The sequence below is a fragment of the Herbidospora galbida genome, from assembly GCF_005233835.1.
In the GTDB taxonomy this organism is placed as follows: Bacteria; Actinomycetota; Actinomycetes; order Streptosporangiales; family Streptosporangiaceae; genus Herbidospora; species Herbidospora galbida.
In genome coordinates, this window is the sequence record NZ_SZQA01000016.1 from 1 (window position 1) to 24,499 (window position 24,499).

Below are 24,499 nucleotides of genomic sequence, written 5' to 3' on the forward strand. Positions count from 1 at the left end.
CGGCGTGGTGCTGGTCAGGGGGCCCGGCCTGGTCTCGGGCGGCGCCGAGGTGCCCGCCCTGGCCCGGGGCTACGGCACCGCGACCGTGCTGGCCGACGGCGCCGCCACCGCCGGGGCCGTGCTGGCGGCGCTCGACGGGTCGCGGCTGGCCCACATCGCCGCCCACGGCGTGTTCCGCGACGACAGCCCCATGTTCTCGGCGCTGCGGATGGACGACGGGCCGCTGACCGTCCATGACGTCGAGGGTCTGCGGGCGGCGCCGTACCGGATGATCCTGTCGAGCTGCGAGGGCGGGCGGCTCGCGCCCGCCGGGGCCGACGAGCTGCTGGGCCTGGCCGCCGCCCTGCTGCCGCTCGGCACCGCCGGGCTGGTGGCCAGCGTGGTGCCCGTCAACGACGCGGCGGCGGTCCCGTTCATGGTCGCCCTGCACGACGGCCTGCGCGCCGGGCTGACCTGCGCCCAGGCCCTCAGAGACGCCCGGCGGTCGGCCGACCCGGCCACCGGGTGGTCGTTCTCGGCGATCGGCGCCTCATGACGAGGCCGCCTTCACCATCTGCGGCGGCTTGGTCCCGGCCCCGATCCCGCCGTCGACCGGCAGCGTCACCCCGGTGATGTACGACGACTGGTCGGAGAACAGCCAGATCACGGTGGCGGCGACCTCCTCGGGCAGCCCGACCCGCCGCATGGGCGCGGCGTTCCCGGCCCGGCGCTGGACGTCCTCCCCCGCCGCCTCCAGGTGGTAGGTCAGGATCGGCCCGGGGGCCAGCACGTTGGCCCTGATCCCCTGGTCGGCGTAGTCGAGCGCGGCGACCTTGGTGAGCCCGATGATCCCGGCCTTGGCGGCGACGTACCCCGCCATGTTCGCGGTGCCCTGCACCCCGGCGACCGAGGCCATGTTGACGATCGACCCGCCGCCGGAGGCGAGCATGGCGGGGATCTGGAACTTCATCCCGAGGAAGGTCCCCCGGACGTTGGTACGGATGCCGAGGTCGAAGTCGAGCGGGTCGATCTCGGCCAGCGGCGCGGGCACGGGCCCGTCGGTGGCGTTGTTGAACGCCGCGTCGAGCCGCCCGAACTTCTCCAGCGTGATCGCGACGAGCCGCTCGGCCGAGTCGGAGTCGCCCACGTCGGTCGGCACGGCCAGGGCCCGCCCGCCGAAGGCCCGGATGTCGGCGGCGACGGTCTCGATGGCGGTGGAATCACGCGCGGCCAGGACGACGGCGGCCCCCGCGCGGGCCAGCGCCCGCGCGGTGACCGCACCGATGCCCCGGCTCGCCCCGGCGACAATCGCGACTTTCCCGTCAAGTGTCATGAATGACTTGTTCCCGCAGGATGTCGGGCTTCTGGTAATCGTTTGGCACCATAACCCCATGAGAATCGACCCGCCCCTCGCCGGCGACGAGCGCGACACCCTGGTCGCCTTCCTCGACTACCACCGCGACACCCTGGCCATGAAGTGCGCCGGCCTCACCGACGAGCAGCTGCGCCGGCGGGCCGTGGAACCGTCGTCGTTGTCGCTGCTCGGCCTGGTCAGGCACCTGGCCGACGTCGAACGGGCCTGGTTCCGCATCCGCCTGAACGGCGAGGACCTGGCACCGATCTTCTTCACCGACGCCGCCCCCGACGACGACTTCGACGCCGTCGACTCGGCGCCGGTCGAGGAGGTCTTCGCCACCTGGAAGGCCGAGATCGAGATCGCCCGGAAGATCAGCGCGGAGACCTCGCTCGACGCCCTGATGAAGAAGCCCAACCGGGCCGGCGAGCTCATGTCGCACCGGTGGATTTTGGCCCACATGCTGGAGGAGTACGCCCGCCACAACGGTCACGCCGACTTCCTGCGCGAGCGCATCGACGGCGTGACCGGCGAGTAGCTAGCCGCTCAGCCTGACGGGGTTGACGATGTCGGCGAAGATCAGCAGGCCGCCCATGAAGATGAGCACGGTCGCCATCGCGTAGGTCAGCGGCAGCGCCTTGGCCACGTCGACGTAGCCGGGCGTGGGCCGCCGGGCGACGCGGGCGAAGCCGCGCTTGAGGCCCTCCCACAGGCCGCCCGCGATGTGGCCGCCGTCGAGCGGCAGCAGCGGGATCAGGTTGAAGATGCCGATCGCCAGGTTCAGGCCCGCCAGCAGGTTGATGAAGATAACGATCTTGTTCTCGATGGGGGCGGCGGAGGCGGCGATCTCGCCGCCGATGCGCCCGGCCCCCACGATGCCGATCGGGCCGTTGGGGTCGCGCTCCTCGCCCGAGAAGGCGGCGTGCCAGACGCCGACCATCTTGCCCGGGATGTCGAGCATCGAGACGGCCGTGCGGGAGGTCATGTCCCACATCTCGGAGACGACGTAACCGGGGCCCTGGCGCTCGGTCACCTGGGTCGGCTCGACGCCGAGGAAGCCGACGTTCTTGACGATCTTGGTGGGGTCTTCGAGGTCGGGCCGCTCGGTGGCGATCAGGTTGACCGTGACGGTCTGCTGCTGCCCGGCCCGCTCGATGACGATGGGCACCGGCCCGGCCCCGAGCGCCCGGATGGTCGAGGTGGCCGACTCCCACGAGGTCACCGGCTTGCCGTCGATGGAGACGAACCGGTCGCCCTTCTGCAGCCCGGCCGCGAGGGCGGGCGTCTTCGGGTCGGCGGAGGTGCACTCGCGGTTGGCCTGCGAGGCCGGCACCACGCACGGGCTGACGGCGTTGACCGTCGGCTTCAGCACGGTCACCCCGAAGCCCATCATGACGACGGCGAACAGCCCGAAGGCCAGCACGAAGTTCATGAACGGGCCGCCGGACATGATGATGGCCTTCTGCCACCACGGCTTGCGGTAGAAGACGCGGTCTTCGTCGCCGGGCCTGATCTCCTCGGACGCGACCTGACGGGCGTTCTCGATGAGGCCCTGCCAGGGCCCGGTCGAGACCGAGCGCAGCTTGGTCGGGTCGTCGCTCGGACGCGGCGGCAGCATCCCGATCATGCGGATGTAGCCGCCCATGGGGATCCACTTGATGCCGTATTCGGTCTCGCCCCGCCGCCGCGACCACATGGTGGAGCCGAAGCCCACCATGTATTGGGTCACGCGCACGCCGAAGATCTTGGCCGGGACGAGGTGGCCGATCTCGTGGAGGGCGATCGACACCAGCAGGCCGACGAAGAGAATCACGAATCCGGCAATGAACTGCCAGCTCATCGGCGCATACCCCCGGCAGGCGGAAAATCGGTCGTCGCATTGAGAGTAGCCCACGCCGTCGGGCGTCCGGCCGTGTCCGTATTCGCGGGCATTTCCACTCCGGTTCCCCTGTGGAGCTTGCGGTGAGTTTGCCGAATGGAGAGACTTCAGTGACACTGTGCGTCTGGTCGATCACCCTGAGGTATGAAATGGGGGGCCTCATGATCAAGATCCTGGTGGCCGAGCACCTACCATTCGTCCGGCATGGCCTGGTCGCCTCCCTCAACGGGGAGAGCGACCTCGAAGTGGTGGCCGGGGTGGCCTCGGGGGAGGACGCCATCCCGGCCGCCGTCGAACACCGTCCCGACACCGCCGTGATCGACATCGACCTGCCCGCCATGGGGGGCCTGACCGCCGCGGCCCGGCTCCTCGAGAAGGTGCCCGCCTGCCGGGTGATGATCCTGTCCTCCCAGGCCAACCCGGGCCAGGTGCGCCGGGCGTTCGCGGCCAACGCGCTGGGCTTCATGGGCACCGACGCCGGGCCCGAGAAGCTGGCCGAGGGCATCCGGCTGATCGCGGCCGGGCGCCGGGCGGTCGACTCCGACCTGGCCGTGGCCGCGCTGCAGACGGCCGAGAACCCGCTGACCCGGCGTGAGCTCGACGTGCTGCGCATCGCGGCGCAGGGTGCGCGCTCGAAGGAGATCGCCGAGGAGCTCTATCTCTCGGTGGGCACCGTCCGCAACCATCTGTCGCGCATCATGTGCAAGACCGGCGCCAGGAACCGGGTCGACGCGGTGCGCATCGCCGCCGATTCTGGCTGGTTATGAAAGAAGGGCCGGGCCTCCGCAGGTGAGCCGCGCCGCCAACCTGAGAAGGCCCGGGGACCCTGAATGGGGTCGCTCTCCGGCGACACCCCCGTACCGCCGGTGACCGGATAAAGGGTCTCAACCCGCATCAGCGCACGACCAGTGACTAACGTCACGGTCTCCAGATCAAGACCAGGGCGCAGTCGTCGTTGTGGCCCGACGACATCGAGTTCACGAGCTGGCGGGCGCTCTTGGAGAACCCGCCGGGCAGCAGTCGTTCGGCCTCGCCGAGGAGCCGGTCGAGGCCGGCGTCGATGTCACGGCCGGGCTGCTCGATCAGCCCGTCGGTGTAGAGCATGAGCGCGTCGCCCTTGCGCAGGGTGCCCCGGTCGGGCTCGCAGGCCAGGTCGGGCACCACCCCGAGCACGACGCCCTTGGCCGTGGAGACCCGCCAGGTGCCGGTGCCCGAGTCGAACTTCACGACCGGCGGGTGGCCCGCCGAGGTGATCTCGTAGGCGCCGGTGGCCAGGTCGAGGCTCAGGTGGACGGCCGTCACGAAGCCCTCGCCCTCGCGCTGGCGGCGCAGGTAGGCGTTGCAGGCGCCGAGGAAGTCGCTCACCGAGCCGAGGAGACCGCCGAACGTACCGGAGAGAAGAAGAGCCCGGGTTCCCGCGTCGACGCCCTTGCCCGAGACGTCGACCACGGCCAGCTCGACCCTGGTGCCCTCGCGCATGGAGACGACGAAGTCGCCGCCGAACGACGACCCGCCGGCCTGTTTGAGCACGACCTTGCCGCCCCACGCCTTGGGGAAGGAGGGCAGCTCGCTCTGTCTCTTGAGCCGGTCGCGCAGCTCCAGCAGCATCGCGTCGCCGCGCAGCCCCTGCACGCCGAGGGTGCCCCGGGTGCGCGACATCAGCCCGGCGAGCACGACCGTGAACGCCATGGTCAGCAGGTAGCCGGGCCCGACCTGCCGGGCGCCGTAGGTGATCCCCAGGTAGGTGACCGACGCGGCCACCGCGACCAGCAGCGTCATCAGGCTGCGGAACCGGAGCTGAAGACCGGCGACGAGGGTCACCAGGATGAGCAGCGAGGGCGAGAACCAACGCGTCGAGATCTGGACGCCGAGCACTCCGATGAGCAGGCTCACGACGACCAGGGCGATCAGCAGATGGCTATCTTTCGACGAACTCTTCCTTACGAACCGGACGATCGGCACCAGAAACGGGACCCGCACCAAAATCGCGCGGAGCCGAGGGGGAATGAGCGGCACCGGACGGGAACTCATGATGTCCCGACTGTATCGGTCGGCTTCGTGGTGAGGCGCTGTCTTGACCAACACCTTGATCATTTAGCACGTATATTGGGTGGCCGTCCCTCTTTGCCCGGCCCTACGGTGGTGCCGTGAATCACCCCATTCGCCCCATCGCCGAATCCGAGTTCCCCGCCGCGTTGGACCTGCTCGACGAGGCGTTCGTGTCCTCCTGGGCCCCCGGTCAGATCGAGCGGTTCAAGGGCGTCACGGAGTTCGACCGGTCCCTCGCCGCCTTCGACGGCGACCGGATGGTCGGCTTCACCCAGGTCATGAGCTTCGACATGACCGTGCCGGGCGGCGTGCTCCCGGTGGCGGGGGTGAGTTCCGTCGGCGTGCTGGCCTCCCACCGGCGGCGCGGGGTGCTCAGTTCGCTGATGCGGCGGCAGCTGGCCGACGTCCACGCCAAGGGTGAGGTGTTCGCCGCGCTCTACGCCTCCGAGGCCGCCATCTACGGCCGCTACGGATACGGCCGCGCGGTCGACAACGTCTTCTACACGATCCCCAAGCACTCCAGCGCCTTCCGCGCCGACGCGCCGGCCGACCCCGCGCTGCGCCTGCGGATCGAACCGCCGGAACGGGCCCGCGAGGACTTCGTACGGCTCTTCGACAAGGTCAGGCCCACCCGGCCGGGCCTCTACTCGCGCACCGCCGCACGCTGGGACGCGACGCTGGCCGACGACGAGAACGCCCGCGGCTCGGCGGGGCGGCTGCGCTGCGTGCTGGCCGAGGACGACGACGGCGTGCGCGGCTACGCGCTGTTCCGGGTGAAGCGCGCCGTCACCGACCACGACGTGCCCGACGGCGAGGTGCTGCTGCAGGAGCTGTTCGCCGTCGACCCGGCCGCCTACGCGGCCCTGTGGCGCAGCCTCCTCGACCGCGACCTCTGCTCGCGCGTGTTCGCCGCCAACCGGCCCCTGGACGACCCGGTCATGCACCTGCTGGCCGAACCCCGGCACCTGAACGCGGGCACCCTCGACGAGCTGTGGATCCGCCTGGTCGACGTGCCGGGCGCGCTCACCCAGCGGGCCTACAGCGCGCCGGTGGAACTGGTCGTGGAGGTCGACGACGACGTGTGCCCGTGGAACGCCGGGCGCTGGCGGCTGTCGACCGCCAAGCAGACGTGCGAGCGGACCGAGGACGCGCCCGACCTGAGCCTGCCGGTCCGGATCCTGGGCGCCGCGTATCTCGGGGGGCGGTCGCTGGAGTCGTACCGACTGGCCGGGCAGATCGCCGAGCACCGCGAAGGCGCGGTGCGGGAGCTGTCGGCGGCCATGTCGTGGAGCCCGCTCCCCTGGGGCGGACTCGTCTTCTAAGCTCGGAGGCATGGCCCTGCAGAGCTTGACCATCACGGCGATCACCGCGATGCGCGCCCGCGACGTGTCCCGTCCGTCGAAGGAACAGCAGGAGGCCGCCGACCGGCGGCCCCTGCGTGACGAGATCCCCCGCAAGGAGACCCGCAAGAAGCCCTAAGGCAGCGGGGGCAGGTCGCCGGTCCGCTCGTAGTCGCTCAGCATGTCGATGCGCCGGGTGTGGCGGTCGGCGCCCGAGTAGGGCGTGGCCAGGAACAGTTCGACGAAACGGGTGGCCTCGGCCTCGGTGTGCATCCGGGCGCCGATGCTGATCACGTTGGCGTCGTTGTGCTGCCGCCCGAGCGTGGCGGTGTCGTCGCTCCACGCCAGCGCGGCCCGCACGCCCTTCACCTTGTTGGCGGCGATGGCCTCTCCGTTGCCCGAGCCGCCGATCACCACGCCGAACGAGCCGGGCTCGGCCACCACCCCGGCGGCGGCACGGAGCACGAAGGGCGGGTAGTCGTCTTCGGCGTCGAAGACGAAAGGACCGCAGTCGACCACGTCGTGGCCGTTGTCTTTGAGCCAGCCGACCAGGTGATTCTTCAGGTCGTAGCCGGCGTGGTCGGAACCGATGTAGACGCGCATACGGAGAGCTTCTCAGGTCGACTAAAGTAACGGCCAGCTACCCCCGTCGACCCTTACAGCGGAGATCAGAATGCGCGAGATCCGGTATGTCGGAGATCCGGTGCTGCGCACCCCGGCCGAGCCGGTCACGGCGTTCGACAAAGACCTGCGCCGCCTGATCGACGAGATGTTCGCGACGATGTACCTGGCCGACGGCGTCGGTCTCGCGGGCCCCCAGATCGGCGTCCCGAAACGCCTCTTCGTGTACGACATCAGCAACCGCAAGGGCGCCGTGGTCAACCCCGAGCTCACCGTCGACGACCCCGCCGAGATCGTCGAAGAAGAAGGGTGCCTGTCCGTCCCGAACAAGGAGACGAGCAAGCCCCTCTACTCGCCCACCCCCCGCGCGTCCGGGGTCACCCTGAAGGGCTTCGACCGCCTCGGCCGTCCGCTGGAGATCAAGGCGCGCGGCATGCTGGCCCGCTGCTTCCAGCACGAGTTCGACCACCTCAACGGCGGCCTCTACCTCGACCGCCTGCCGAAGGACGCCGCGCGCCGCATCATGCTCCAGGCGCCCTAGGGCACCTCCCAGCGGCTGTCGCCGGGCCGTTCGAGCCGGTAGGTCGCGTCCAGGACCGGCTGTTCCGGCCGCAGCCACCCGAGGTCGCCGCCCAGCGTGTGCACGATGACGAGGTCCCACGGCTCGGTCCTCGGGTCGGGCGCGCGCTTGAGGAACTCCTCCCCCACGACGAGCTCCTCCACCAGCGGATCGGTGAACTCGGCCCGCGCGCCGAGCCGCCGCAGCGCGGCGATGATCGGCATGGCCGGCGTCTCGCGCGCGTCGGCCACCCCCGGCTTGTACGACACCCCCGCGATCAGCACCTTCGCGTCCCGGATGTCCCGCCCGGCCGCCGCGAGCATCTCCAGCGCCCGGCCCACCACCGCCTGCGGCCGGGCGGCGATGGCCCCCATCGCGGCGGTCAGCACGGTCGGCGCCGCCCGCCGCAGCCGCCACAGCAGGTAGTAGGGGTCCGACGGCACGCACTGCCCGCCCACGCCGGGCCCCGGGTCGAACCGCATGAACCCGAACGGCTTGGTGGCCGCCGCCTCGATCACCTCGACGGGGTCGACCCCGACCTCCCGGGCGATGTCGGCGAACTCGTTGGCCAGCGCGATGTTGACCGCCCTGAACGAGTTCTCCAGCAGCTTGCACAGCTCGGCCGCCTCCGGCGAGCTGACCCGATGGACCGAGGGCGCGACCCGTTTGAGCAGCTCCTCGGCCCGGTCGCCCGCCTTCGCGGAGGCGGGCCCGAGCACGCGCGGCGAGTGTTCCAGCGGACGCCCGCCGGGCCCCGGATCGACCCGTTCGGGGCTGAACACGACGTCGACCCCGCCGAGGTGGTCGATCAGCAGGTCGCGGGTCGACCCCACGTAGGTCGTCGAGGTGAGGATGACGAGCTGGCCGGGGACCGCGTGCGCGACGACCGTGCCGCAGGCGGCCCGCAGCGCGCTCAGGTCGGGCACGTGGTGCTCGTCGACCGGCGTCGGTACGCAGATCACCACCGCGTCGGCGGCGGCGATCGCGGCCGGGTCGGCGGTGGTCTCCAGGCGGTGGAAGCGCAGCCGCGCGTGGTCGAGCGGCGACAGGTCGACCTGGCCCTTGGCGATGGCGGCGAGCCGGGTGGCGCTGACGTCGTAGCCGGTGACCCGGCAGCCCGCTTCCAGGAAGGCGAGCGCGGTGGGCAGCCCGACGTAGCCCAGGCCCACGATCAACACGTGCATGACTTTGTGTATCGGTGCCCGGGTCAAGCCGGAAAGCTCACATCTGCAAAGACTTGATCTCGAGGAACTCGTCGAACCCGGCCTCGCCCAGCTCGCGGCCGACGCCCGACTGCCCGTAGCCGCCGAACGGCGCGAGCGGGTTGAACCGGCCGCCGTTGATCGCGACCTGGCCGGTCCGGAGCCGGCGGGCCACGGCGACGGCCTGCTCCTCGTCGCGGGCCCAGACGGCTCCCGCCAGGCCGTAGGGGGTGCCGTTGGCGATCGAGACGGCCTCGTCGACGGCGCCGAAGGGGACGATCGACAGCACCGGGCCGAAGATCTCCTCCTGCTCGATCGTCATGCCCGGCGCGACTCCGGCGAAGACGGCCGGCTCGACGTAGTAGCCGCGCTCGTGGACCGGCTCGGTGCCCCCGGCGACCAGCCGGGCGCCCTCCTCCTGGCCGACGTTGAGGTAGCGGACCACCCGGTCGCGCTGGATTCGGGACACGAGCGGCCCGATGCGGGTGTCGTCGGCGAAGGGGTCGCCCACGACGTACTTGCGGGAGAAGGCGACGGCCATCTGGACGGCCTCGTCGTACTGGTCCCAGTGGACGAGCATGCGCGACCAGGCCGAGCAGGTCTGCCCGGCGTTGCTGTAGGCCTGCCCGACGCCCGCCTTGACGGCCGTCTCCAGGTCGGCGCCCGGCAGGATCACGTTGGCCGACTTGCCGCCGAGCTCCAGCGCGACCCTCTTCACGGTGTCGCCCGCCAGCGCGGCGACCCGGCGCCCGGCCGCGGTGGAGCCGGTGAAGGAGACCATGTCGACGTCGACGTGGGCGGCCAGGGCCTCGCCGACGGTCCGGCCGTGGCCGCTCACCAGGTTGAAGACGCCCGGCGGCAGCCCGGCCTCCTCCAGCACCTCGGCCAGCGCGTAGGCCGCCAGGGGCGCCACCTCGCTGGGCTTCAAGACCACCGTGCACCCGGCCGCCAGCGCGGCGCCCACCTTGCAGACGGCCTGGTGCAGCGGGTAGTTCCAGGGCGTGATCGCGGCGACCACGCCCACCGGCTCGCGCAGGATCAGCGAGTTGCCCACCCGGGTGGTCTCGGCCTGCCGCCCGGCCATGCCGGCGAAGGTCTTGAGCACCCCGGCGGGCATCAGGGTCTGCGTCCGCAGCGCGAACCCGAGAGGCGCGCCCATGTCGGTGGCGATGATCTCGGCGATCTTCCGCGCGCGCGCCTCGATCAGCTCGGCCGCGCGGGACAGTAACGCGCCGCGTTCCCCGGGCGGGGTGGCCGCCCAGCGGGGGAAGGCGCGCCGGGCGGCGCTGACCGCCTCGGCCACGTCGTCGGCCGCCCCCGCCGGCACCCGGTCGACGACCTCCTCGGTCGCCGGGTTGACCACGTCGACGCCTTCGCCGGACGCGGAGGGAACCCAGGCACCGTTCACGAAGAGCTGACGCATGCGCCCCATCCTGGCGTGATCGGTGCCATTGTTCCACTCAATCGAAGATGGGGTCCCTGGTCCGGGTCCGCTTCAGTTCGAAGAAGCCGTCGAACGACGAGACCAGCAGCACGCCGTCCCACAGCCGGCCGGCCTCCTCGCCCTTGGGGGCGGGGGTGATGACGGGGCCGAAGAAGGCGTTGCCCTCGATCGAGATGACGGGCGTGCCGACGTCCATGCCGACCTGGTCCATCCCCGCGTGGTGGGAGCGGCGGATGTCGTCGTCGTACTCGGTGGAGTCCATCTCACCGGCGAGCGCGGGGTCGAGCCCGGCGGCCCGCAGCGCCTCGGCGACGACCTCGGGGAACGCGTCGGGGGTCTTGCTGCGCCCGCCCGGGTGGAACCGGGTGCCGATCTGGGTGTAGAGCTCGCCGACGACCTCGTCGCCGTACTTGCGCCGCGCGGCGGCCACCACGCGGACCGGCCCGATGGCTTTGCTCAAACGTGCCTGATAATCCGCGGAAATGTCGCGGCCCTCGTTGAGGAAGGTGAGGCTCATCAGATGCCAGCGGACGTCGACCGGCCGCACTTTCTCCACTTCGAGCATCCAGCGCGAGGTCAGCCAGGCCCACGGACAGAATGGGTCGAACCAGAAATCGGCGATCTTGCGTTCGGACATTTGTTCACTCTCCCGACAGGAATGTGGTTCCATCGATCGACAACCGGAGTCAGGGATCTACCTATTCCAGGTAGGGAAACATTTGATTGCGGCTTTGTCCGGTCGTCGTGGCAGGATGCGGTCATCCCGGTCGCGACGGCGCGGCGGGCCGTGTGTGAGGAGCGGATGTGGCAGGGAATCTGACCCGTGACGAGGCCCGGGAGCGCGCCCGGCTGCTGACCGTTCAGTCCTATTCGGTCGAGCTCGACCTGACCGAGGGCGACGAGCGGTTCGAGAGCGTCACGACGGTCCACTTCACGTGTGCGCAGCCCGGCGCCGACACCTTCATCGACCTGCACAACGCCCACGTGCGGTCGGTCGTCCTGAACGGCGCCCGGCTCGACGCCGGCGCCTACGACGAGGAGGCGGGCCGCTTCCCGCTCAGCGGCCTGGCCGAGCACAACGAGCTCCGCATCGACGCCGACTGCACCTACATGCGCACCGGCGAGGGCCTCCACCGGTTCGTCGACCCGGTCGACAAGCGCGTCTACCTGCACAGCCAGTTCGAGACCGCCGACGCCCACCGCATGTACGCCTGCTTCGACCAGCCCGACCTCAAGGCCACCTTCGAGCTGACGGTCCTGGCCCCGGCCGACTGGCAGGTCATCTCCAACTCCGCCCCCGACGAGTCGCTGGAGCTGGACCAGCACGAAGGCCGTCATGGCACGCTCCAGGCGGCCAAGCGCTGGCACTTCCCGGCGACGCCGGTGATGTCGACGTACATCACCGCCCTCGTGGCCGGTCCGTACGCCTCGGTCCACGACGAGCACGACGGCATTCCCCTGGGCATCTACGTTCGCCAGTCCCTGGCGGAGCACCTCGACGCGGACAACATCTTCGAGGTAACCAAGCAGGGCTTCGATTTCTTCCACCGCGTCTTCGGGCTCCGCTACCCGTTCGGGAAGTACGACCAGCTGTTCGTCCCCGAGTTCAACGCGGGCGCGATGGAGAACGCCGGCTGCGTCACCTTCCTGGAGGACTACGTCTTCCGCTCCCGGGTGACCGACGCCCTGATCGAGCGCCGCGCCGAGACGATCCTCCACGAGATGGCCCACATGTGGTTCGGCGACCTCGTGACCATGCGCTGGTGGGACGACCTGTGGCTGAACGAGTCGTTCGCCACCTACATGTCGGTGCTCTGCCAGGCCGAGGCCACCCGCTGGGGCCAGGGCGCCTGGACGACCTTCGCCAACGTCGAGAAGGCCTGGGCCTACCGTCAGGACCAGCTCCCCTCGACCCACCCGATCGCCGCCGACATCCCCGACATGCACGCCGTCGAGGTCAACTTCGACGGCATCACCTACGCCAAGGGCGCCAGCGTCCTGAAGCAGCTGGTGGCCTACGTCGGCCTCGACAACTTCCTCGCGGGCGTCCGCGCCTACTTCAACGAGCACGCCTGGGGCAACACCGAGCTGAAAGACCTGCTCGGCGCCCTGGAGCGCACCTCCGGCCGCGACCTGTCGTCCTGGTCGAAGGAGTGGCTGGAGACCTCCTGGGTCAACACCCTGCGTCCCTCCTTCGACGTCGACGCCGAGGGCCGGTTCACCCGGTTCGAGGTGCTCCAGGAGGCCCCGGCCGACTACCCGACGCTGCGTTCCCACCGGGTCGCGATCGGCCTCTACTCCGACGTCCTGGGCGTGCTGACCCGGGTCAAGCGGGTCGAGCTCGACGTCGTCGGCGCCCGCACCACCGTGGCCGAGCTGGTCGGCGAGCTCCGGCCCGACCTGGTCCTGGTCAACGACGACGACCTGACCTACGCCAAGGTCCGCCTCGACGAGCGCTCGCTCGCGACCGTGGTCAACGGCGGCATCGTCAAGTTCGCCGACTCGCTGCCGCGCGCCCTGTGCTGGTCGGCCGCCTGGGACATGACCCGCGACGGCGAGATGGCCACCCGCGACTACGTCACCCTGGTCGAGTCGGGCATCCACTCGGTCCGCGACCTGACCGTCCTCCAGACGGTGCTGCGCCAGGCCCGCCAGGCCGTCCAGCAGTACGCCGCCCCCGAGTGGCGCGACACCGGCATGGCCACGCTGGCCGCCACGCTGCGCCGCCTCTTCGAGGGCGCCGAGCCCGGGTCCGACCACCAGCTCGCCTACCTCAACGCGTTCGCCGAGGTCGCCACCTCCAAGTCCGACCTCGACCTGCTCCACGCCATCCTGCTGGGCCTGAACGTCCCGGCCGGGCTGACCGTCGACGCCGACCTGCGCTGGACCCTCACCCGGGCCCTGGTCGTCGGTGGCGTGCTCGGCGCCGCCGACATCGACGCCGAGCTGGTGCGCGACGCCACCGCGACGGGCGAGCGCTCGGCCGCGCAGGCCCGCGCCTCGATCCCGACCGAGGAGGCCAAGGCGAGCGCCTGGGCCCGCATCGTCGGCGGCGAGCTGAGCGGGGCGGTGCTGCGCTCGACCATCCTCGGCTTCGGCGAGCCGCGCCGCGTCGACCTGCTGGAGCCCTACGGCCCGGCGTTCTTCGCCGAGGTCGCCGGCATCTGGAAGAACTGGACCAGCGACTCGGCCCAGAACTTCGCGATCGGCTGCTACCCGACCCACCTGATCCGCCCCGAGACGGCCGAGGCCACCCACGAGCTGATCACCTCCGCCCAGCCGCCCCACGGCCTGAAGCGGCTGCTGCTCGAAGGCGCCGACGGCATCAACCGGGCCCTGCGGGCTCGGGCGAAGGACGCCGCATCGGCCTGAAAGGTCACGTAGGTTCAGGGGAGGCCGGGCCCGCGCCCGGCCTTCCCCGTACCCCGTGAGAAAGTGAATGGATGGAGTCGGCCCACGACCTGCTCATCGCGCTGGCCCGCCGCTATTCCTTCGGCGACGTCGGCGCCCTGTCCGGCGCCGTGCTGTCCGACGAGTCGCGCGCGGCGCTGGTCGCCGCCGTCTGCGAGTTCGGCCAGCGCCTGCTGACCCTTGACGCCGAAGACTTCGCCAGCGAACTCGACGCGCCGGTGATCCCGGCCGACCTGCGCCGCCGGGCCCGTGCCTGCCACATGCCGCAGACCCCCAAGGAACGCCCCCGCGGCGCCCTCGACTCGCTGCGGCCGGCCTACTCCCTGCTCCTTGAGGTGATCAAGGTCCGCTGGGATCAGCGCGAGCTCAGCGCGATGATGGCGGCGGTGCACATCACCTCCGAATACCTCCCTCTGCTCGCCTTCGAAGAGGCGCTGGGCCACTCGGGCGACCCGGCCCGCTGGCCCGAGGGCCTCCAGGCGCCGGGCAGCCGCTTCGGCGTCATCGGCGAGAAGGAGTGCGACCACACCCGCTCCGAACAGTCGGCCACCCAGCGCTCCCTGCGCGTGGCCTCCGAGCCGGCCGAGGGCTGGCGGGCCTACTTCGACCGCCAGCACAGCCAGGTCGCCGGAGCGATGGCCGTGTGCGTCGCCAAGTGCCGCACCCCCTGTACGGCCATGGACTGGGTCCCCGACAAGGAGACCCTGTCCACCCGCTGCCGCACGGCCCTGGCCTTCGCCGACACCCCGCTCGTGCGGCTGCGCCACGCCGCCCCGGTCGGCCACGGCTTCGGCGTGCCCTCACCCGAAGAGGTGCTGGAGGCCTGGCGGCGCAGCAGGGCCGTCCTCGACAAGAACGGCATCGGCCACCAGGTCACCCAGAACGACGGCTTCCCCCTGGAGGGGCTGCCGAGCCTGGTGTCGGCCATCGCCGGCACCGAGGTACGACCGGCGGGCCTGCTCGCCGACGTGTCCGAACACGTGGTCTCGCTGCTGACCTGACGGTTCACCACCCCGGTGGGCGGCGATCTCCCCAGAAGCCGCCCACCTCCGCCTCGACCTGGGCCGAGAGCATGATCAGGGTGCCCTCCTCGGCCCACCGGCCGGCCAGCATGGCCCCGACGGGCAGCCCTTCGGGCGTCCAGTGGATCGGCAGGTTGACCGCGGGCTGGCCGCTGAGGTTGTAGGCGGCGGCGAAGGGCGCGAACTGCTTCATGCGCTCGAAGGTCTCCACGGGGTCGTCGACGTTCTCGAACCAACCGATCTCCGGGGTCAGGCCGGTGACGGTGGGCGTGAGCACCGCGTCGAAGGCGTCGGTGACCAGCAGCGCGAACCTGGTCGTCAGCTGCAGCGCCGACCAGGCCTTGAGGAAGTCGGGCGCGGGGGTGGCGAACCCGCGCTCCCGCAGCCAGGCCGTGATGGGCCGCAGCAGGTGCTCCTTCTCCGGCGCGACGGGGTGCATGCACGCGAAGGCGAACCACATGCGCTCGAAGAGCGGCACCACGTCGGCGCCGTAGGGGTTGTCGATGTCGACGACCTCGTGTCCGAGCCGTTCGAGCAGGGCCGAGGCCTTCTCGTACGCCGCCACGACCTCGGGGTGGAGCTTGGCCCCGGGGATCACCGGGTCGCGGTGGCGGGCGATCCGCAGGCGGCCGGGCTCCCGCCTGGCGTAGGAGAGGAACGACGTCCCGGGGTCGGGCGTCCGGTAGAGGTCGCCCGGCTGGTGGTGGGCCAGCACGTCGAGCAGCGCCGCCGCGTCGGCCACGTTGCGGGCCAGCGGCCCGTTGGCCGACAGCCCGGCCAGGTCGGGGATCATCGGGGCGAGCGAGACGCGTCCGCGACTCGGCTTGATGCCGAACAGCCCGCACGCGGCGGCCGGGATGCGGATCGACCCCGCTCCGTCACTGCCGTGGGCGAGCGGGGCGAGCCCGGCGGCCACGGCGGCCGCGGCGCCCCCACTGGACCCACCGGCCGACCGGGTCACATCCCAGGGGGTGCGGGCCGGTGGCGCGACGGTAGGTTCCGTGTAACAGGGCAAACCAAACTCTGGCGAATTGGTCTTACCGGTCATAACGGTCCCGGCCTCGCGAAGGCGGGTCACGATGGAATCGTCCACCGGTGCCGTGAAGCCCTCATACGTGCCCGAACCGAACCTGATGGGCACGCCCTTCACGAAGTTCAGGTCCTTCACCGGCACCGGCACGCCGAACAGCGGCCGGTCTCCCGGATCTTCGTTCTCGAGGCGTCGCGCCTGCTCAAGGGCCAGATCGGGGGTCGGGGTCACGTAGGCGCCGACCTCGTCGGCTCGGGCGAGATAGTGTTCCGCGATCTCGACGGGCGACAGCTCGCGGGCGCGAACCGCAGAGGCGAGTTCGAGAGCGGTGAGATCATGAATGCCGGCCACTGCCGGAAGATATCTAGAGATGATGCCCTATACCAGCACGCGCGAATCAGCAAATGTTGGCCACAAAAGTATGAACCAGGCTCCACTAGGCAACAGCTTGGCGCCTCAACTACGGTCTGTTATGTGGATAGCCGTCTAGCGCCCGAAGAGGGTCACGATGCGTCACCTATTTGGGTGAGCGATCGTGAGGAGCGCCCCCCGACGCGACCCGACACGCCCGCGTCGACCTACGCGCCAGTAGAGCGCGCGTCTCTGCGGAGCACCTTGCAGCAACCCAGATATCAGGATCTGGTACGCCGAGCAGCAATCTCCGTCGCGGTGGGGATCGTGACGGGCCTGCTGTTCGGGAGCGTCCGGACCGGTCTCGTGTTCCTGGTGCTGACCGCGATCGGGCTGACCGTCTACCGGGCACGGACGTCGTCGTCCGTCCCGGCCTGGCGGCGGCCGTCGGTCGCGGAGCGGCGGACCGAGGCCCAGTTGAAGAAGCTCGAACGCGGTGGTTACCGCACGCTCCACGCCCGGTCGATCCCCGGCAGCGACGCCCAGATCGACCATCTGGTGGTGGGCCCGACAGGGGTCTACGCCGTCGACTCCGAGAAGTGGGACCGGCGTCTTCCCGTACGCGTGCAGTCACACCGCAAGCTCTTCCACGGACCGTTCAACCAGAAGCCGCGCCTCGACGAGGCGCGCTGGGAGGCCACCCAGGCCGGCGACCTGATCAGCAAGGCGCTCGGCCGGGAGATCACCGTCGTGCCGTCGCTGGCCATCTACGGGCCGGCGATCCCCTGGCGGATCCTCAACATCCGCGAGGTCGACGTGTTCTCCGGCAGCATGGTCCGCAAGTGGATCACCAAGCGGGAGAAGTCGCTCACGACCTCGGAGGTCGAATCGATCTTCAAGGCCGCCGAGCAGGTCCTGCCCTCGCGCTACAGCGAGGTCTGACAGAGGAACGTTCCCATCCATCGTCCGATCAGGCCCGTGCCCGGGGCGGCACGGGCCGTTTCACGTTCTGGGACCCGTGTCTCAGCGCTCGGGCGACGGACTTACCATGTATGGACGTCGAACGTCTTCTGATCGGAGTCTGGCCATGCCCGCCCTCAGGTCTCGAACGGTCACCCACGGCAGGAACATGGCCGGTGCCCGGGCCCTGCTCCGGGCGACCGGCGTAGCCGGCAGCGACTTCGGCAAGCCGATCGTCGCGGTGGCCAACAGCTTCACCCAGTTCGTGCCGGGCCACGTCCACCTCCGCGAGGTCGGCGACGTGGTGGCCGGCGCGATCCGCGAGGCCGGCGCGATCCCCCGCGAGTTCAACACCATCGCCGTCGACGACGGCATCGCGATGGGCCACGGCGGCATGCTCTACTCGCTGCCCTCGCGCGAGCTGATCGCCGACGCGGTCGAATACATGGTCAACGCCCACTGCGCCGACGCGCTGATCTGCGTCTCCAACTGCGACAAGATCACCCCGGGCATGCTGCTGGCCGCCATGCGGCTGAACATCCCGACCGTCTTCGTGTCGGGCGGCCCGATGGAGGCCGGCAAGACCCAGATCGCCGGCAAGGGCCGCAAGCTCGACCTGATCGACCCGATGATCGCCGCCGCCGACGAGAGCGTCTCCGACGAAGAGCTGCTGGCGATGGAAGAAGACGCCTGCCCGACCTGCGGCTCCTGCAGCGGCATGTTCACCGCCAACTCGATGAACTGCCTCGTCGAGGCGATCGGCCTGGGCCTTCCCGGCAACGGCACGATCCTGGCCACCCACAAGGCCCGCGAGCAGCTCTACAAGGACGCCGGGAAGACGATCGTCGAAATCACCCGGCGCCACTACGAGAACGACGACTTCTCGGTGCTGCCGCGCTCCATCGCGACCAAGGACGCGTTCGAGAACGCCATGGCCCTCGACGTCGCCATGGGCGGCTCGACCAACACGATCCTGCACATCCTGGCCGCGGCCCGCGAGGCCGGGGTCGACTTCGGCCTGAAGGAGATCAACGAGATCTCGCTGCGGGTGCCGTGCCTGTGCAAGGTCGCCCCGGCGACGAACAAGTACCACATCGAAGACGTCCACCGGGCCGGCGGCATCCCCGCGATCCTGGCCGAGCTCGACCGCGGCGGCCTGCTCCACCGCGACACCACCACCGTCAACGGCGGCACGCTCGGCGACCTGCTCGACAAGTGGGACGTGCTCGCCAACCCCGTGGATCTCTGGTACGCCGCGCCCGGCAACGTCCGCACGGTCAAGCCCTACTCGCAGGACAACCGCTGGGAGACGCTCGACGTCGACCGCGCCGAGGGCTGCATCCGCGACGTCGAGCACGCCTACACCAAAGACGGCGGCCTGGCCGTCCTCTACGGCAACATCGCCGTCGACGGCTGCGTCGTGAAGACGGCGGGCGTCGACGAGTCGATCTGGAAGTTCTCCGGCCCGGCCGTGGTGTTCGAATCGCAGGAGGCCGCCGTCGACGGCATCCTCGGCGGCAAGGTCAAGGAGGGCGACGTCGTCGTCATCCGCTATGAGGGTCCCAAGGGCGGCCCCGGCATGCAGGAGATGCTCTACCCCACGTCCTTCCTCAAGGGACGCGGCCTGGGCAAGGCCTGCGCGCTGGTCACCGACGGCCGCTTCTCCGGCGGCACCTCGGGCCTGTCGATCGGCCACGCCTCCCCCGAGGCGGCCGAAGGCGGCGCGATCGCCCTGGTCGAAGACGGCGACCTGATCGAGATCGACATCCCCGGCCGCTCGATCGAGCTCAAGGTGGCCGAGGCCGACCTGGCCGCCCGCCGCGAGAAGCTGCTGGCAGAGCTCGGCCGCTACCGCCCGCGCGACCGCGAGCGCCCGGTCACCGCCGCCCTCCAGGCGTACGCCGCGCTGACCACCTCAGCCAGCACCGGAGCCTCACGAGACCTCTCCCAGCTCGCGAACTAGTTCGAGAAAATGTCAGTGGGCTTATCTAAAATCAAGGTATGGCCACTGTCATTCGGCACAACGGGTCCCTGACGACCGCCGAGCTCGCCGCGCTCGCGCTCTCACTCGCCCACCTCGGCGCCGGTCCGCAGTCCGTGACCGCGCGCCGGGGTCTGCGCCACGCGCTCGACCACATCGAGCTTGACGACGATGTGATCGCGACGACCCTGTCCACCCTGACGACTCCCCTGTCTCCCGACGTCGCCCGCCGCGCCCGCGCGGTCGCCCAGGCCATCACCTCCCGGCTCGTCGTCCGCATCCACTACCTCGACGCCGCCGGCAACCTCAGCGTCCGCGACGTCGAGCCGGTGACCTGCCTCGTCCACCGCGAACACTGGTATCTGGCGGGCTGGTGCCGCATGCGCCGCGGCATCCGCGCGTTCCGCTTCGACCGGATCATCTCGGTCGAGTCCACCGACATCCCGGCGCGCCCCCACTTACCGGAACGATTCCTGCCGTTCCAGCGCCGGAGTAAGACTGCGGCATAACCCGCGTGTCGTGAAACCGCCGGTCAGGGCCCTCGGCCGACTCTGTGATCATGAAGCTGAGGTCCCTACCGGCGGCGTGCACGCAGGTCAGACAGACCCGCGAGGTGCCCATGAGGTCTGACGGGGCGTTCTGCCCGGCCGACCGGCTCACGCTGACGCGTGAGGTGGCCGCCTACCTGCGCACCCGCCCGGGGCGCGGGGCGGTGGCCGTCCACGACCGGCTGGCCGGAACCAGGTTCACGGTCGAACCGGCGCCGGGCGCCTTCCCGCTGGCCAGCGTCGCGAAGGTGGGCATCCTGCTGGGCACCCTGCTGAACGCCCAGTCGGCGCTGCGCGAGCCGACCCCGGCCGAGCGGGTGCGCACCGAGGCGATGATGCGCCGCAGCGACAACGCGGCGGCCCAGGAGCTGGCGGTGGAACTGGGCGGCAGCGAGGGCCTCACCCGCCTGCTGCGCGGCCTGGGCGTCGACCAGACCTGGCCGGCCCCCGCGTGGGGCACCACCCGCAGCTGCCCGGCCGACCAGCTCAAACTCCTCGACCTGCTGACCTCACCGGCCGGGCCGCTGACGGCCGCCAACCGGGCCTACGCCCACGCCCTGATGACCTCGGTCGAGCCCTCGCAGACCTGGGGCGTCAGCGCGGCGGCCCGGCCCGGAGAGCAGGTCGCGATCAAGAACGGCTGGATGCCGGTGACCGCCGACGGCGGCAGGTGGGTGGTCAACAGCGTCGGCCGCCTGTCGTCGGCCGACTCCGACCTGCTCATCGCGGTCTTGACCGAGGGCAACCCCGACAAGGAGACCGGCATCAGAACCACGGAGGAACTGGCCGGCCTCGTGATCTCGGCGATCCGCCGCTGATCGATTCCCGGGGTCAGCCGCAGCAACCCCCGCCGCAGCAGCCACCGCCGCCGCCCGACGACGGGCGGGGGGCAGAACCGGAGGCGGTGCCGGTCACGGCGACCGTGGAGAGGAGCTTCACCGTGTCGTCGTGGCCGCCGGGGCAGGGAGCGGGGGCGTTGGCCTCGGCCATGGGGCGGTTGAGCTCGAAGGTCGAACCGCAGGCGCGGCAGCGGTAGTCATAACGCGGCATGGCACCAGCCTACGACGCGCTCAGGCGAAGGACACCGACGCGTAGTCGCCCACCGGGACGTAGCCGAGCTTCTGGTAGATCGAGTTCGAGGTCGGGTTCGACAGGTCGGTGAAGAGCAGCACCTCGGACGCGCCGGCCGCCTGGGCGGCGGCGGTGGCCGCGTGGGTGACCGCCGAGCCGTAGCCCCGGCCGCGCAGCTCGGGCGGGGTGTAGACCGGGCCGATCCGCGACATGCCGGCGATCGGCTGGGAGAAGGCGGCCATGGAGACGGGCGACCCCCCGTCGTACCAGTAGACGAGCTCCTCCCGGTTGGTGCGGGCCGAGACCAGCGGGGTCGGGTCGGCGTCGCGGTCGACGTGGGCCTCGGTCTGGAAGGCGCGGAACCAGCTGACGAGATGGTCGCGGTCGGCGGCGGTGGCCGTACGCGAAAAGCCGGGAGTTCCGTGTGGGGCCAGGGTGGTCAGACGGTAGAGGCGCTCGCTGCGGCGGAAGGTCTCCGGGCGCCACCAGACGCGGGTGAAGGCATCGGCCACCTCCAGCGGGGCGGAGATGCCGGGGATCGCGCGGTCGAGCGCGATCAGTTCCCGGGCCAGCGACCCGAGGGCGCCGACCGGCACCGCGCCCAGGAGGAGCGGGTAGGGCGGGGTGTGCAGCATCGCCCCGGCGATCTCGTCGTCTTCGACGAACCATCCGCAGAGGATGCCGTCGCCGAAGACGCCGCTCCGCAACCCCCGCAGCACGGTCAGCGGAACCGTGTTGCGCACGGGGTCGCGGAGCAGCCAGTCTTCGGCGTCACCGGGGAAAGCGGTGACATCGTCGCTCAGAACCCAGGTCATGCACCGGATCTTAGGCCGCCGACTCCTCAAGGTAGGGAGCCCATTGCGGGTCCCCGTCGAGCTGGGCGCCGATCAGCCTCCAGTGGGGCCCGCGCGGGACCACCGGGAGCACCCGGAGCTGCCAGCCGATCTCCTCAAGGAGTTTGTCGGCCTTGCGATGGTTGCAGGGCATGCAGGACGCCACGCAGTTCTCCCACGTGTGCGGGCCGCCCTTGGAGCGGGGGATGACGTGGTCGATCGTCTCGGCCCGCTGGCCGCAGTAGGCGCAGCGGAAGTCGTCGCGGCGCATCAGCGCCGCCCGCGTGAGCGGGATCCTCGACCGGTACGGAATGCGGACGTAGCGGCGAAGCCGGATCACCGACGGGATGTCGAGGGTCCGGGTCGCGGAGCGGAGCACACCGCCGCGGCCGTCACGGTGGATGATGTCGGCCTTCTCGCGGAGCACGAGCACGATGGCCCGGTGCATCGAGAGAGTCGTCAGTGGCTCGTAGGTTGCATTGAGGAGTAGGACTTGGCGCATCAGCCGACCTCCCCGGCCATGGCTGTGCGCCGGAGTTGTGGCCCCGTCTGTTGGGACTCAGGTCGTTCTTTCACACGGACCTCCGCCGGACGGCCCAGCGGATGGTCACCACGGCACCGCCCTCAACCAAAGTGTGTCCTTTGCGAAGACAAGTCCGCCACCCCATAACCTGGGCAACTGGTACGCCTGATGCTCTTTATGCCCCGGCGATCATCTTTTTACTCCCCCCGCCAGGCGGGTCGGCCTACGGTGTCGGGCTGTCGGCGGGCTGCCTTAGAGTGCCAGGCATGACGCGACCTTCCTACCCCGCCGCAAGGCGTGCCGACGTGTCCGACGTGCTCCACGGCACCCCCGTGCCCGACCCCTACCGGTGGCTGGAGGAGCCGGCGTCCGCCGAGGTCGCCGACTGGCTCGCGGCACAGGCCAAGCTCTTCGGCGAGGCCGAGCTGGCCGGGCGTGAGCGGTTCCGCGGCCGGGTGGCCGAGCTGCTCAAGTCGGGCTCGATCGGGGTCCCGGCCTGGCGGGGCGAGCGGCGCTTCTTCATGCGGCGCACCCCCGAGCAGGAGCACTCGGTCCTCTACGTCGTCGACGCCGACGGCGCCGAGCGGGCCCTGCTCGACCCGATGGCGCTCGACCCGAGCGGCCTCACCACCCTCGACACCTGGCAGCCCGACAAGGAGGGCCGGCTGCTCGCCTACCAGATCTCTGTGGGCGGCGACGAGGAGTCGAAGCTCTACGTCATGGACGTCGGCACCGGCGAGATCGTCGAGGGTCCGATCGACCGCTGCCGCTACTCCCCCGTGGCCTGGCTGCCCGGCGGGGAGCGGTTCTACTACGTCCGCCGGCTCGCCCCCGAGCTGGTGCCCCAAGACGAGGAGCAGTACCACCGCCGGGTCTACCTGCACACGGTCGGCGCCTCGCCCGACGACGACGTCCTGATCTTCGGTGAGGGGCTGGAGAAGACCAACTACTACGGGGTCTCCGTCTCGCGCGACGGTTCGTGGCTGACGATCTCGGCGTCCCGGGGCACCGCGCCGCGCAACGACCTGTGGCTGGCCGACCTGCGCGAGGGCGACATCGCGGCGCCGGCGCTGGTGACCGTACAGGAAGGGGTCGACGCCCAGACCGGGCTCCACTTCGGGCGCGACGGGCGGCTCTACGTCTTCACCGACCGCGACGCGCCCCGGGCGCGGGTGTGCGTGACCACCCCCGACCGGCCGGGCTACGAGTCGTGGCGCGACCTGCTCCCCGAAGACCCCGAGGCGGTGCTGAGCGACTACGCCATCCTCGACGACCTCGACGAGCCGATCATGCTGGCGGGCTGGACCCGCCACGCGATCTCCGAGATCACCATCCACCGCCTCGAGACCGGCGAGCGCATCGGCTCGGTGCCCACGCCCGGCATCGGCACGATCGGCGGCATCTCCGAGCGCCCCGAGGGCGGCCACGAGGCCTGGTTCGGCTACACCGACAACACCACCCCGCCGACGATCCAGCGCTTCGACGCCCGCACCGGCGAGACCACCCTGTGGGCGGCCTCCCCCGGCACCGTCGACGTGCCGCCGGTGAAGACCGAGCACCTGGTCTACCCGTCGGCCGACGGCGCCGAGGTCCACCTGCTGGTGATCTCCCCCGTCGACCGCGACGGCCCGCGCCCGACCATCCTCAACGGCTACGGCGGCTTCGGCATCTCGATGACGCCCGGCTACTCGGCGTCGGTGCTGAGCTGGGTCGAGGCGGGCGGCGTCTATGCGATCGCCCAGCTGCGAGGCGGCGGCGAGCAGGGCGAGGAGTGGCACCGCGACGGCATGCTGGCCAACAAGCAGAACACCTTCCGCGACTTCGAGGCCGCCGCCGAGTTCCTGATCGCCGAGGGCGTCACCACGCCCGAGATGCTCGGCATCTCCGGCGGCTCCAACGGTGGCCTGCTGGTGGGCGCGGCGCTGACCCGCCGCCCCGACCTGTTCGCCGCCGTGGTGTGCTCGGCGCCGCTGCTCGACATGATCCGCTACGAGAAGTTCGGCCTGGGCGCGACCTGGAACGTCGAATACGGCTCGGCCGACGACCCCGAGGAGTTCGGCTGGCTGTGGGCCTACTCGCCCTACCACCACGTGAAGGAGGGCGTCGACTACCCGGCGACCCTGTTCACGGTCTTCGCCAGCGACACCCGCGTCCACCCGCTGCACGCCTGGAAGACCGCGGCGGCCCTCCAGCACGCGACCAGCGGCGAGCGGCCGATCCTGCTGCGCAACGAGGCCGAGGCCGGCCACGGGGCGCGCGCGGTCAGCAAGAGCGTGGAACTCGCCGCCGACCAGCTCGCCTTCTTCGCGACCCACCTGGGCCTGAAGCTCTGACCTTGACGG

24 protein-coding genes are annotated in these 24,499 nt (G+C 70.7%); 13 read left to right on the top strand and 11 right to left on the bottom strand.

The features are described 5' to 3' along the window. Positions 1-535, top strand: a 535-nt coding sequence (locus FDA94_RS17530) for a CHAT domain-containing protein (RefSeq protein ID WP_137248150.1), incomplete at its 5' end; no start/stop codon positions are given. Here FDA94_RS17530 and FDA94_RS17535 read toward each other — a convergent pair. Next, positions 530-1,312: an SDR family NAD(P)-dependent oxidoreductase gene (locus FDA94_RS17535; RefSeq protein ID WP_137248151.1), complete on the bottom strand. Its 783-nt coding sequence runs from the start codon at positions 1,310-1,312 to the stop codon at positions 530-532. The genes FDA94_RS17530 and FDA94_RS17535 overlap by 6 nt on opposite strands. A gap of 58 nt (positions 1,313-1,370) precedes the next feature. On the opposite strand from FDA94_RS17535, the gene FDA94_RS17540 reads away from it, so the two are divergent. Continuing rightward, the gene (locus FDA94_RS17540; protein WP_137248152.1) at positions 1,371-1,871 is read left to right on the top strand and encodes a DinB family protein; all 501 of its coding nucleotides are present in this window, start codon (positions 1,371-1,373) and stop codon (positions 1,869-1,871) included. On the opposite strand, the gene FDA94_RS17545 is transcribed toward FDA94_RS17540, so the two are convergent. Beyond that, entirely contained in the window at positions 1,872-3,146 is a 1,275-nt protein-coding gene (locus tag FDA94_RS17545; RefSeq protein ID WP_342778491.1) for a M50 family metallopeptidase, read from the bottom strand. 227 nt (positions 3,147-3,373) lie between these two features. Between FDA94_RS17545 and FDA94_RS17550 the strand changes: the two genes are divergently transcribed. Then, positions 3,374-3,979, top strand: coding sequence for a response regulator transcription factor (locus FDA94_RS17550; protein ID WP_137248154.1), 606 nt, complete (start codon positions 3,374-3,376; stop codon positions 3,977-3,979). Positions 3,980-4,130: 151 nt separating this feature from the next. Here the strand turns inward: FDA94_RS17550 and FDA94_RS17555 are convergent, their stop codons facing one another. After that, positions 4,131-5,243, bottom strand: a complete 1,113-nt coding sequence (locus FDA94_RS17555; protein WP_137248155.1) for a PP2C family protein-serine/threonine phosphatase — start codon at positions 5,241-5,243, stop codon at positions 4,131-4,133. Positions 5,244-5,359: 116 nt separating this feature from the next. On the opposite strand from FDA94_RS17555, the gene FDA94_RS17560 reads away from it, so the two are divergent. Both FDA94_RS17560 and FDA94_RS39255 read left to right on the top strand, forming a co-directional pair. Further along, complete coding sequence (locus tag FDA94_RS17560; protein ID WP_137248156.1) at positions 5,360-6,583, top strand: GNAT family N-acetyltransferase; 1,224 nt, start codon at positions 5,360-5,362, stop codon at positions 6,581-6,583. A 10-nt stretch (positions 6,584-6,593) separates the two neighbouring features. Continuing rightward, positions 6,594-6,740: a hypothetical protein gene (locus tag FDA94_RS39255; protein WP_170990992.1), complete on the top strand. Its 147-nt coding sequence runs from the start codon at positions 6,594-6,596 to the stop codon at positions 6,738-6,740. Here the strand turns inward: FDA94_RS39255 and FDA94_RS17565 are convergent. Next, on the bottom strand, positions 6,737-7,204 hold the full coding sequence (locus tag FDA94_RS17565) for a ribose-5-phosphate isomerase (RefSeq protein WP_137248157.1): 468 nt from the start codon (positions 7,202-7,204) through the stop codon (positions 6,737-6,739). The two genes, FDA94_RS39255 and FDA94_RS17565, sit on opposite strands and share 4 nt — an antisense overlap. Before the next feature lie 70 nt (positions 7,205-7,274). Between FDA94_RS17565 and def the strand changes: the two genes are divergently transcribed. Then, on the top strand, positions 7,275-7,763 hold the full coding sequence (def, locus tag FDA94_RS17570; protein WP_137248158.1) for a peptide deformylase: 489 nt from the start codon (positions 7,275-7,277) through the stop codon (positions 7,761-7,763). On the opposite strand, the gene FDA94_RS17575 is transcribed toward def, so the two are convergent. Genes FDA94_RS17575 through FDA94_RS17585 form a run of 3 tightly spaced genes read right to left on the bottom strand, consistent with a single transcriptional unit; the run spans position 7,760 to position 11,064 of the window. After that, on the bottom strand, positions 7,760-8,959 hold the full coding sequence (locus FDA94_RS17575) for a nucleotide sugar dehydrogenase (RefSeq protein ID WP_212735371.1): 1,200 nt from the start codon (positions 8,957-8,959) through the stop codon (positions 7,760-7,762). The genes def and FDA94_RS17575 overlap by 4 nt on opposite strands. A 43-nt stretch (positions 8,960-9,002) precedes the next feature. Next, positions 9,003-10,406 carry an aldehyde dehydrogenase family protein gene (locus FDA94_RS17580; RefSeq protein WP_137248160.1) on the bottom strand — a complete coding sequence of 468 codons (1,404 nt, stop codon included), beginning with the start codon at positions 10,404-10,406 and terminating at the stop codon, positions 9,003-9,005. Positions 10,407-10,443: 37 nt separating this feature from the next. Beyond that, complete coding sequence (locus FDA94_RS17585; protein WP_137248161.1) at positions 10,444-11,064, bottom strand: mycothiol-dependent nitroreductase Rv2466c family protein; 621 nt, start codon at positions 11,062-11,064, stop codon at positions 10,444-10,446. 167 nt (positions 11,065-11,231) lie between these two features. On the opposite strand from FDA94_RS17585, the gene pepN reads away from it, so the two are divergent. Further along, positions 11,232-13,799 (top strand): aminopeptidase N, encoded by a 2,568-nt coding sequence (pepN, locus tag FDA94_RS17590; RefSeq protein ID WP_137248162.1) that lies wholly within the window; start codon positions 11,232-11,234, stop codon positions 13,797-13,799. A gap of 71 nt (positions 13,800-13,870) precedes the next feature. Beyond that, positions 13,871-14,839 carry a hypothetical protein gene (locus tag FDA94_RS17595; protein WP_137248163.1) on the top strand — a complete coding sequence of 323 codons (969 nt, stop codon included), beginning with the start codon at positions 13,871-13,873 and terminating at the stop codon, positions 14,837-14,839. Between the two features lie 4 nt (positions 14,840-14,843). Here the strand turns inward: FDA94_RS17595 and FDA94_RS17600 are convergent, their stop codons facing one another. Further along, positions 14,844-16,241 carry an amidase gene (locus FDA94_RS17600; RefSeq protein WP_137248164.1) on the bottom strand — a complete coding sequence of 466 codons (1,398 nt, stop codon included), beginning with the start codon at positions 16,239-16,241 and terminating at the stop codon, positions 14,844-14,846. A gap of 318 nt (positions 16,242-16,559) precedes the next feature. Between FDA94_RS17600 and FDA94_RS17605 the strand changes: the two genes are divergently transcribed. The 4 genes from FDA94_RS17605 to FDA94_RS17620 all read left to right on the top strand — a co-directional run bounded on the left by FDA94_RS17605 (position 16,560) and on the right by FDA94_RS17620 (position 20,548). Then, entirely contained in the window at positions 16,560-17,183 is a 624-nt protein-coding gene (locus FDA94_RS17605) for a nuclease-related domain-containing protein (RefSeq protein WP_246059993.1), read from the top strand. Between the two features lie 145 nt (positions 17,184-17,328). Then, the gene (gene ilvD, locus FDA94_RS17610) at positions 17,329-19,164 is read left to right on the top strand and encodes a dihydroxy-acid dehydratase (protein ID WP_137248166.1); all 1,836 of its coding nucleotides are present in this window, start codon (positions 17,329-17,331) and stop codon (positions 19,162-19,164) included. 38 nt (positions 19,165-19,202) lie between these two features. Beyond that, entirely contained in the window at positions 19,203-19,691 is a 489-nt protein-coding gene (locus FDA94_RS17615) for a helix-turn-helix transcriptional regulator (RefSeq protein WP_030456772.1), read from the top strand. Positions 19,692-19,801: 110 nt separating this feature from the next. After that, the gene (locus FDA94_RS17620; RefSeq protein WP_170990994.1) at positions 19,802-20,548 is read left to right on the top strand and encodes a serine hydrolase; all 747 of its coding nucleotides are present in this window, start codon (positions 19,802-19,804) and stop codon (positions 20,546-20,548) included. Positions 20,549-20,561: 13 nt separating this feature from the next. On the opposite strand, the gene FDA94_RS17625 is transcribed toward FDA94_RS17620, so the two are convergent. Genes FDA94_RS17625 through FDA94_RS17635 form a run of 3 tightly spaced genes read right to left on the bottom strand, consistent with a single transcriptional unit; the run spans position 20,562 to position 22,136 of the window. Further along, positions 20,562-20,780, bottom strand: a complete 219-nt coding sequence (locus tag FDA94_RS17625) for an FmdB family zinc ribbon protein (RefSeq protein ID WP_137248168.1) — start codon at positions 20,778-20,780, stop codon at positions 20,562-20,564. A 20-nt stretch (positions 20,781-20,800) separates the two neighbouring features. Then, complete coding sequence (locus tag FDA94_RS17630; RefSeq protein ID WP_137248169.1) at positions 20,801-21,616, bottom strand: GNAT family N-acetyltransferase; 816 nt, start codon at positions 21,614-21,616, stop codon at positions 20,801-20,803. 10 nt (positions 21,617-21,626) lie between these two features. After that, complete coding sequence (locus FDA94_RS17635) at positions 21,627-22,136, bottom strand: HNH endonuclease (protein ID WP_062342319.1); 510 nt, start codon at positions 22,134-22,136, stop codon at positions 21,627-21,629. A gap of 287 nt (positions 22,137-22,423) precedes the next feature. Between FDA94_RS17635 and FDA94_RS17640 the strand changes: the two genes are divergently transcribed. Continuing rightward, the gene (locus tag FDA94_RS17640) at positions 22,424-24,490 is read left to right on the top strand and encodes a prolyl oligopeptidase family serine peptidase (protein ID WP_137248170.1); all 2,067 of its coding nucleotides are present in this window, start codon (positions 22,424-22,426) and stop codon (positions 24,488-24,490) included. Positions 24,491-24,499 lie beyond the last annotated feature (9 nt).

What these genes read in the sequence shown, in the direction of transcription:
- FDA94_RS17535 (WP_137248151.1), bottom strand. Translation starts at nt 1,312, where the DNA reads ATGACACTTGACGGGAAAGTCGCGATTGTCGCCGGGGCGAGCCGGGGC.
- FDA94_RS17540 (WP_137248152.1), top strand. Translation starts at nt 1,371, where the DNA reads ATGAGAATCGACCCGCCCCTCGCCGGCGACGAGCGCGACACCCTGGTC.
- FDA94_RS17550 (WP_137248154.1), top strand. Translation starts at nt 3,374, where the DNA reads ATGATCAAGATCCTGGTGGCCGAGCACCTACCATTCGTCCGGCATGGC.
- FDA94_RS17555 (WP_137248155.1), bottom strand. Translation starts at nt 5,243, where the DNA reads ATGAGTTCCCGTCCGGTGCCGCTCATTCCCCCTCGGCTCCGCGCGATT.
- FDA94_RS39255 (WP_170990992.1), top strand. Translation starts at nt 6,594, where the DNA reads ATGGCCCTGCAGAGCTTGACCATCACGGCGATCACCGCGATGCGCGCC.
- FDA94_RS17565 (WP_137248157.1), bottom strand. Translation starts at nt 7,204, where the DNA reads ATGCGCGTCTACATCGGTTCCGACCACGCCGGCTACGACCTGAAGAAT.
- def (WP_137248158.1), top strand. Translation starts at nt 7,275, where the DNA reads ATGCGCGAGATCCGGTATGTCGGAGATCCGGTGCTGCGCACCCCGGCC.
- FDA94_RS17580 (WP_137248160.1), bottom strand. Translation starts at nt 10,406, where the DNA reads ATGCGTCAGCTCTTCGTGAACGGTGCCTGGGTTCCCTCCGCGTCCGGC.
- FDA94_RS17585 (WP_137248161.1), bottom strand. Translation starts at nt 11,064, where the DNA reads ATGTCCGAACGCAAGATCGCCGATTTCTGGTTCGACCCATTCTGTCCG.
- FDA94_RS17595 (WP_137248163.1), top strand. Translation starts at nt 13,871, where the DNA reads ATGGAGTCGGCCCACGACCTGCTCATCGCGCTGGCCCGCCGCTATTCC.
- ilvD (WP_137248166.1), top strand. Translation starts at nt 17,329, where the DNA reads ATGCCCGCCCTCAGGTCTCGAACGGTCACCCACGGCAGGAACATGGCC.
- FDA94_RS17615 (WP_030456772.1), top strand. Translation starts at nt 19,203, where the DNA reads ATGGCCACTGTCATTCGGCACAACGGGTCCCTGACGACCGCCGAGCTC.
- FDA94_RS17620 (WP_170990994.1), top strand. Translation starts at nt 19,802, where the DNA reads ATGAGGTCTGACGGGGCGTTCTGCCCGGCCGACCGGCTCACGCTGACG.
- FDA94_RS17625 (WP_137248168.1), bottom strand. Translation starts at nt 20,780, where the DNA reads ATGCCGCGTTATGACTACCGCTGCCGCGCCTGCGGTTCGACCTTCGAG.
- FDA94_RS17630 (WP_137248169.1), bottom strand. Translation starts at nt 21,616, where the DNA reads ATGACCTGGGTTCTGAGCGACGATGTCACCGCTTTCCCCGGTGACGCC.
- FDA94_RS17635 (WP_062342319.1), bottom strand. Translation starts at nt 22,136, where the DNA reads ATGCGCCAAGTCCTACTCCTCAATGCAACCTACGAGCCACTGACGACT.
- FDA94_RS17640 (WP_137248170.1), top strand. Translation starts at nt 22,424, where the DNA reads ATGACGCGACCTTCCTACCCCGCCGCAAGGCGTGCCGACGTGTCCGAC.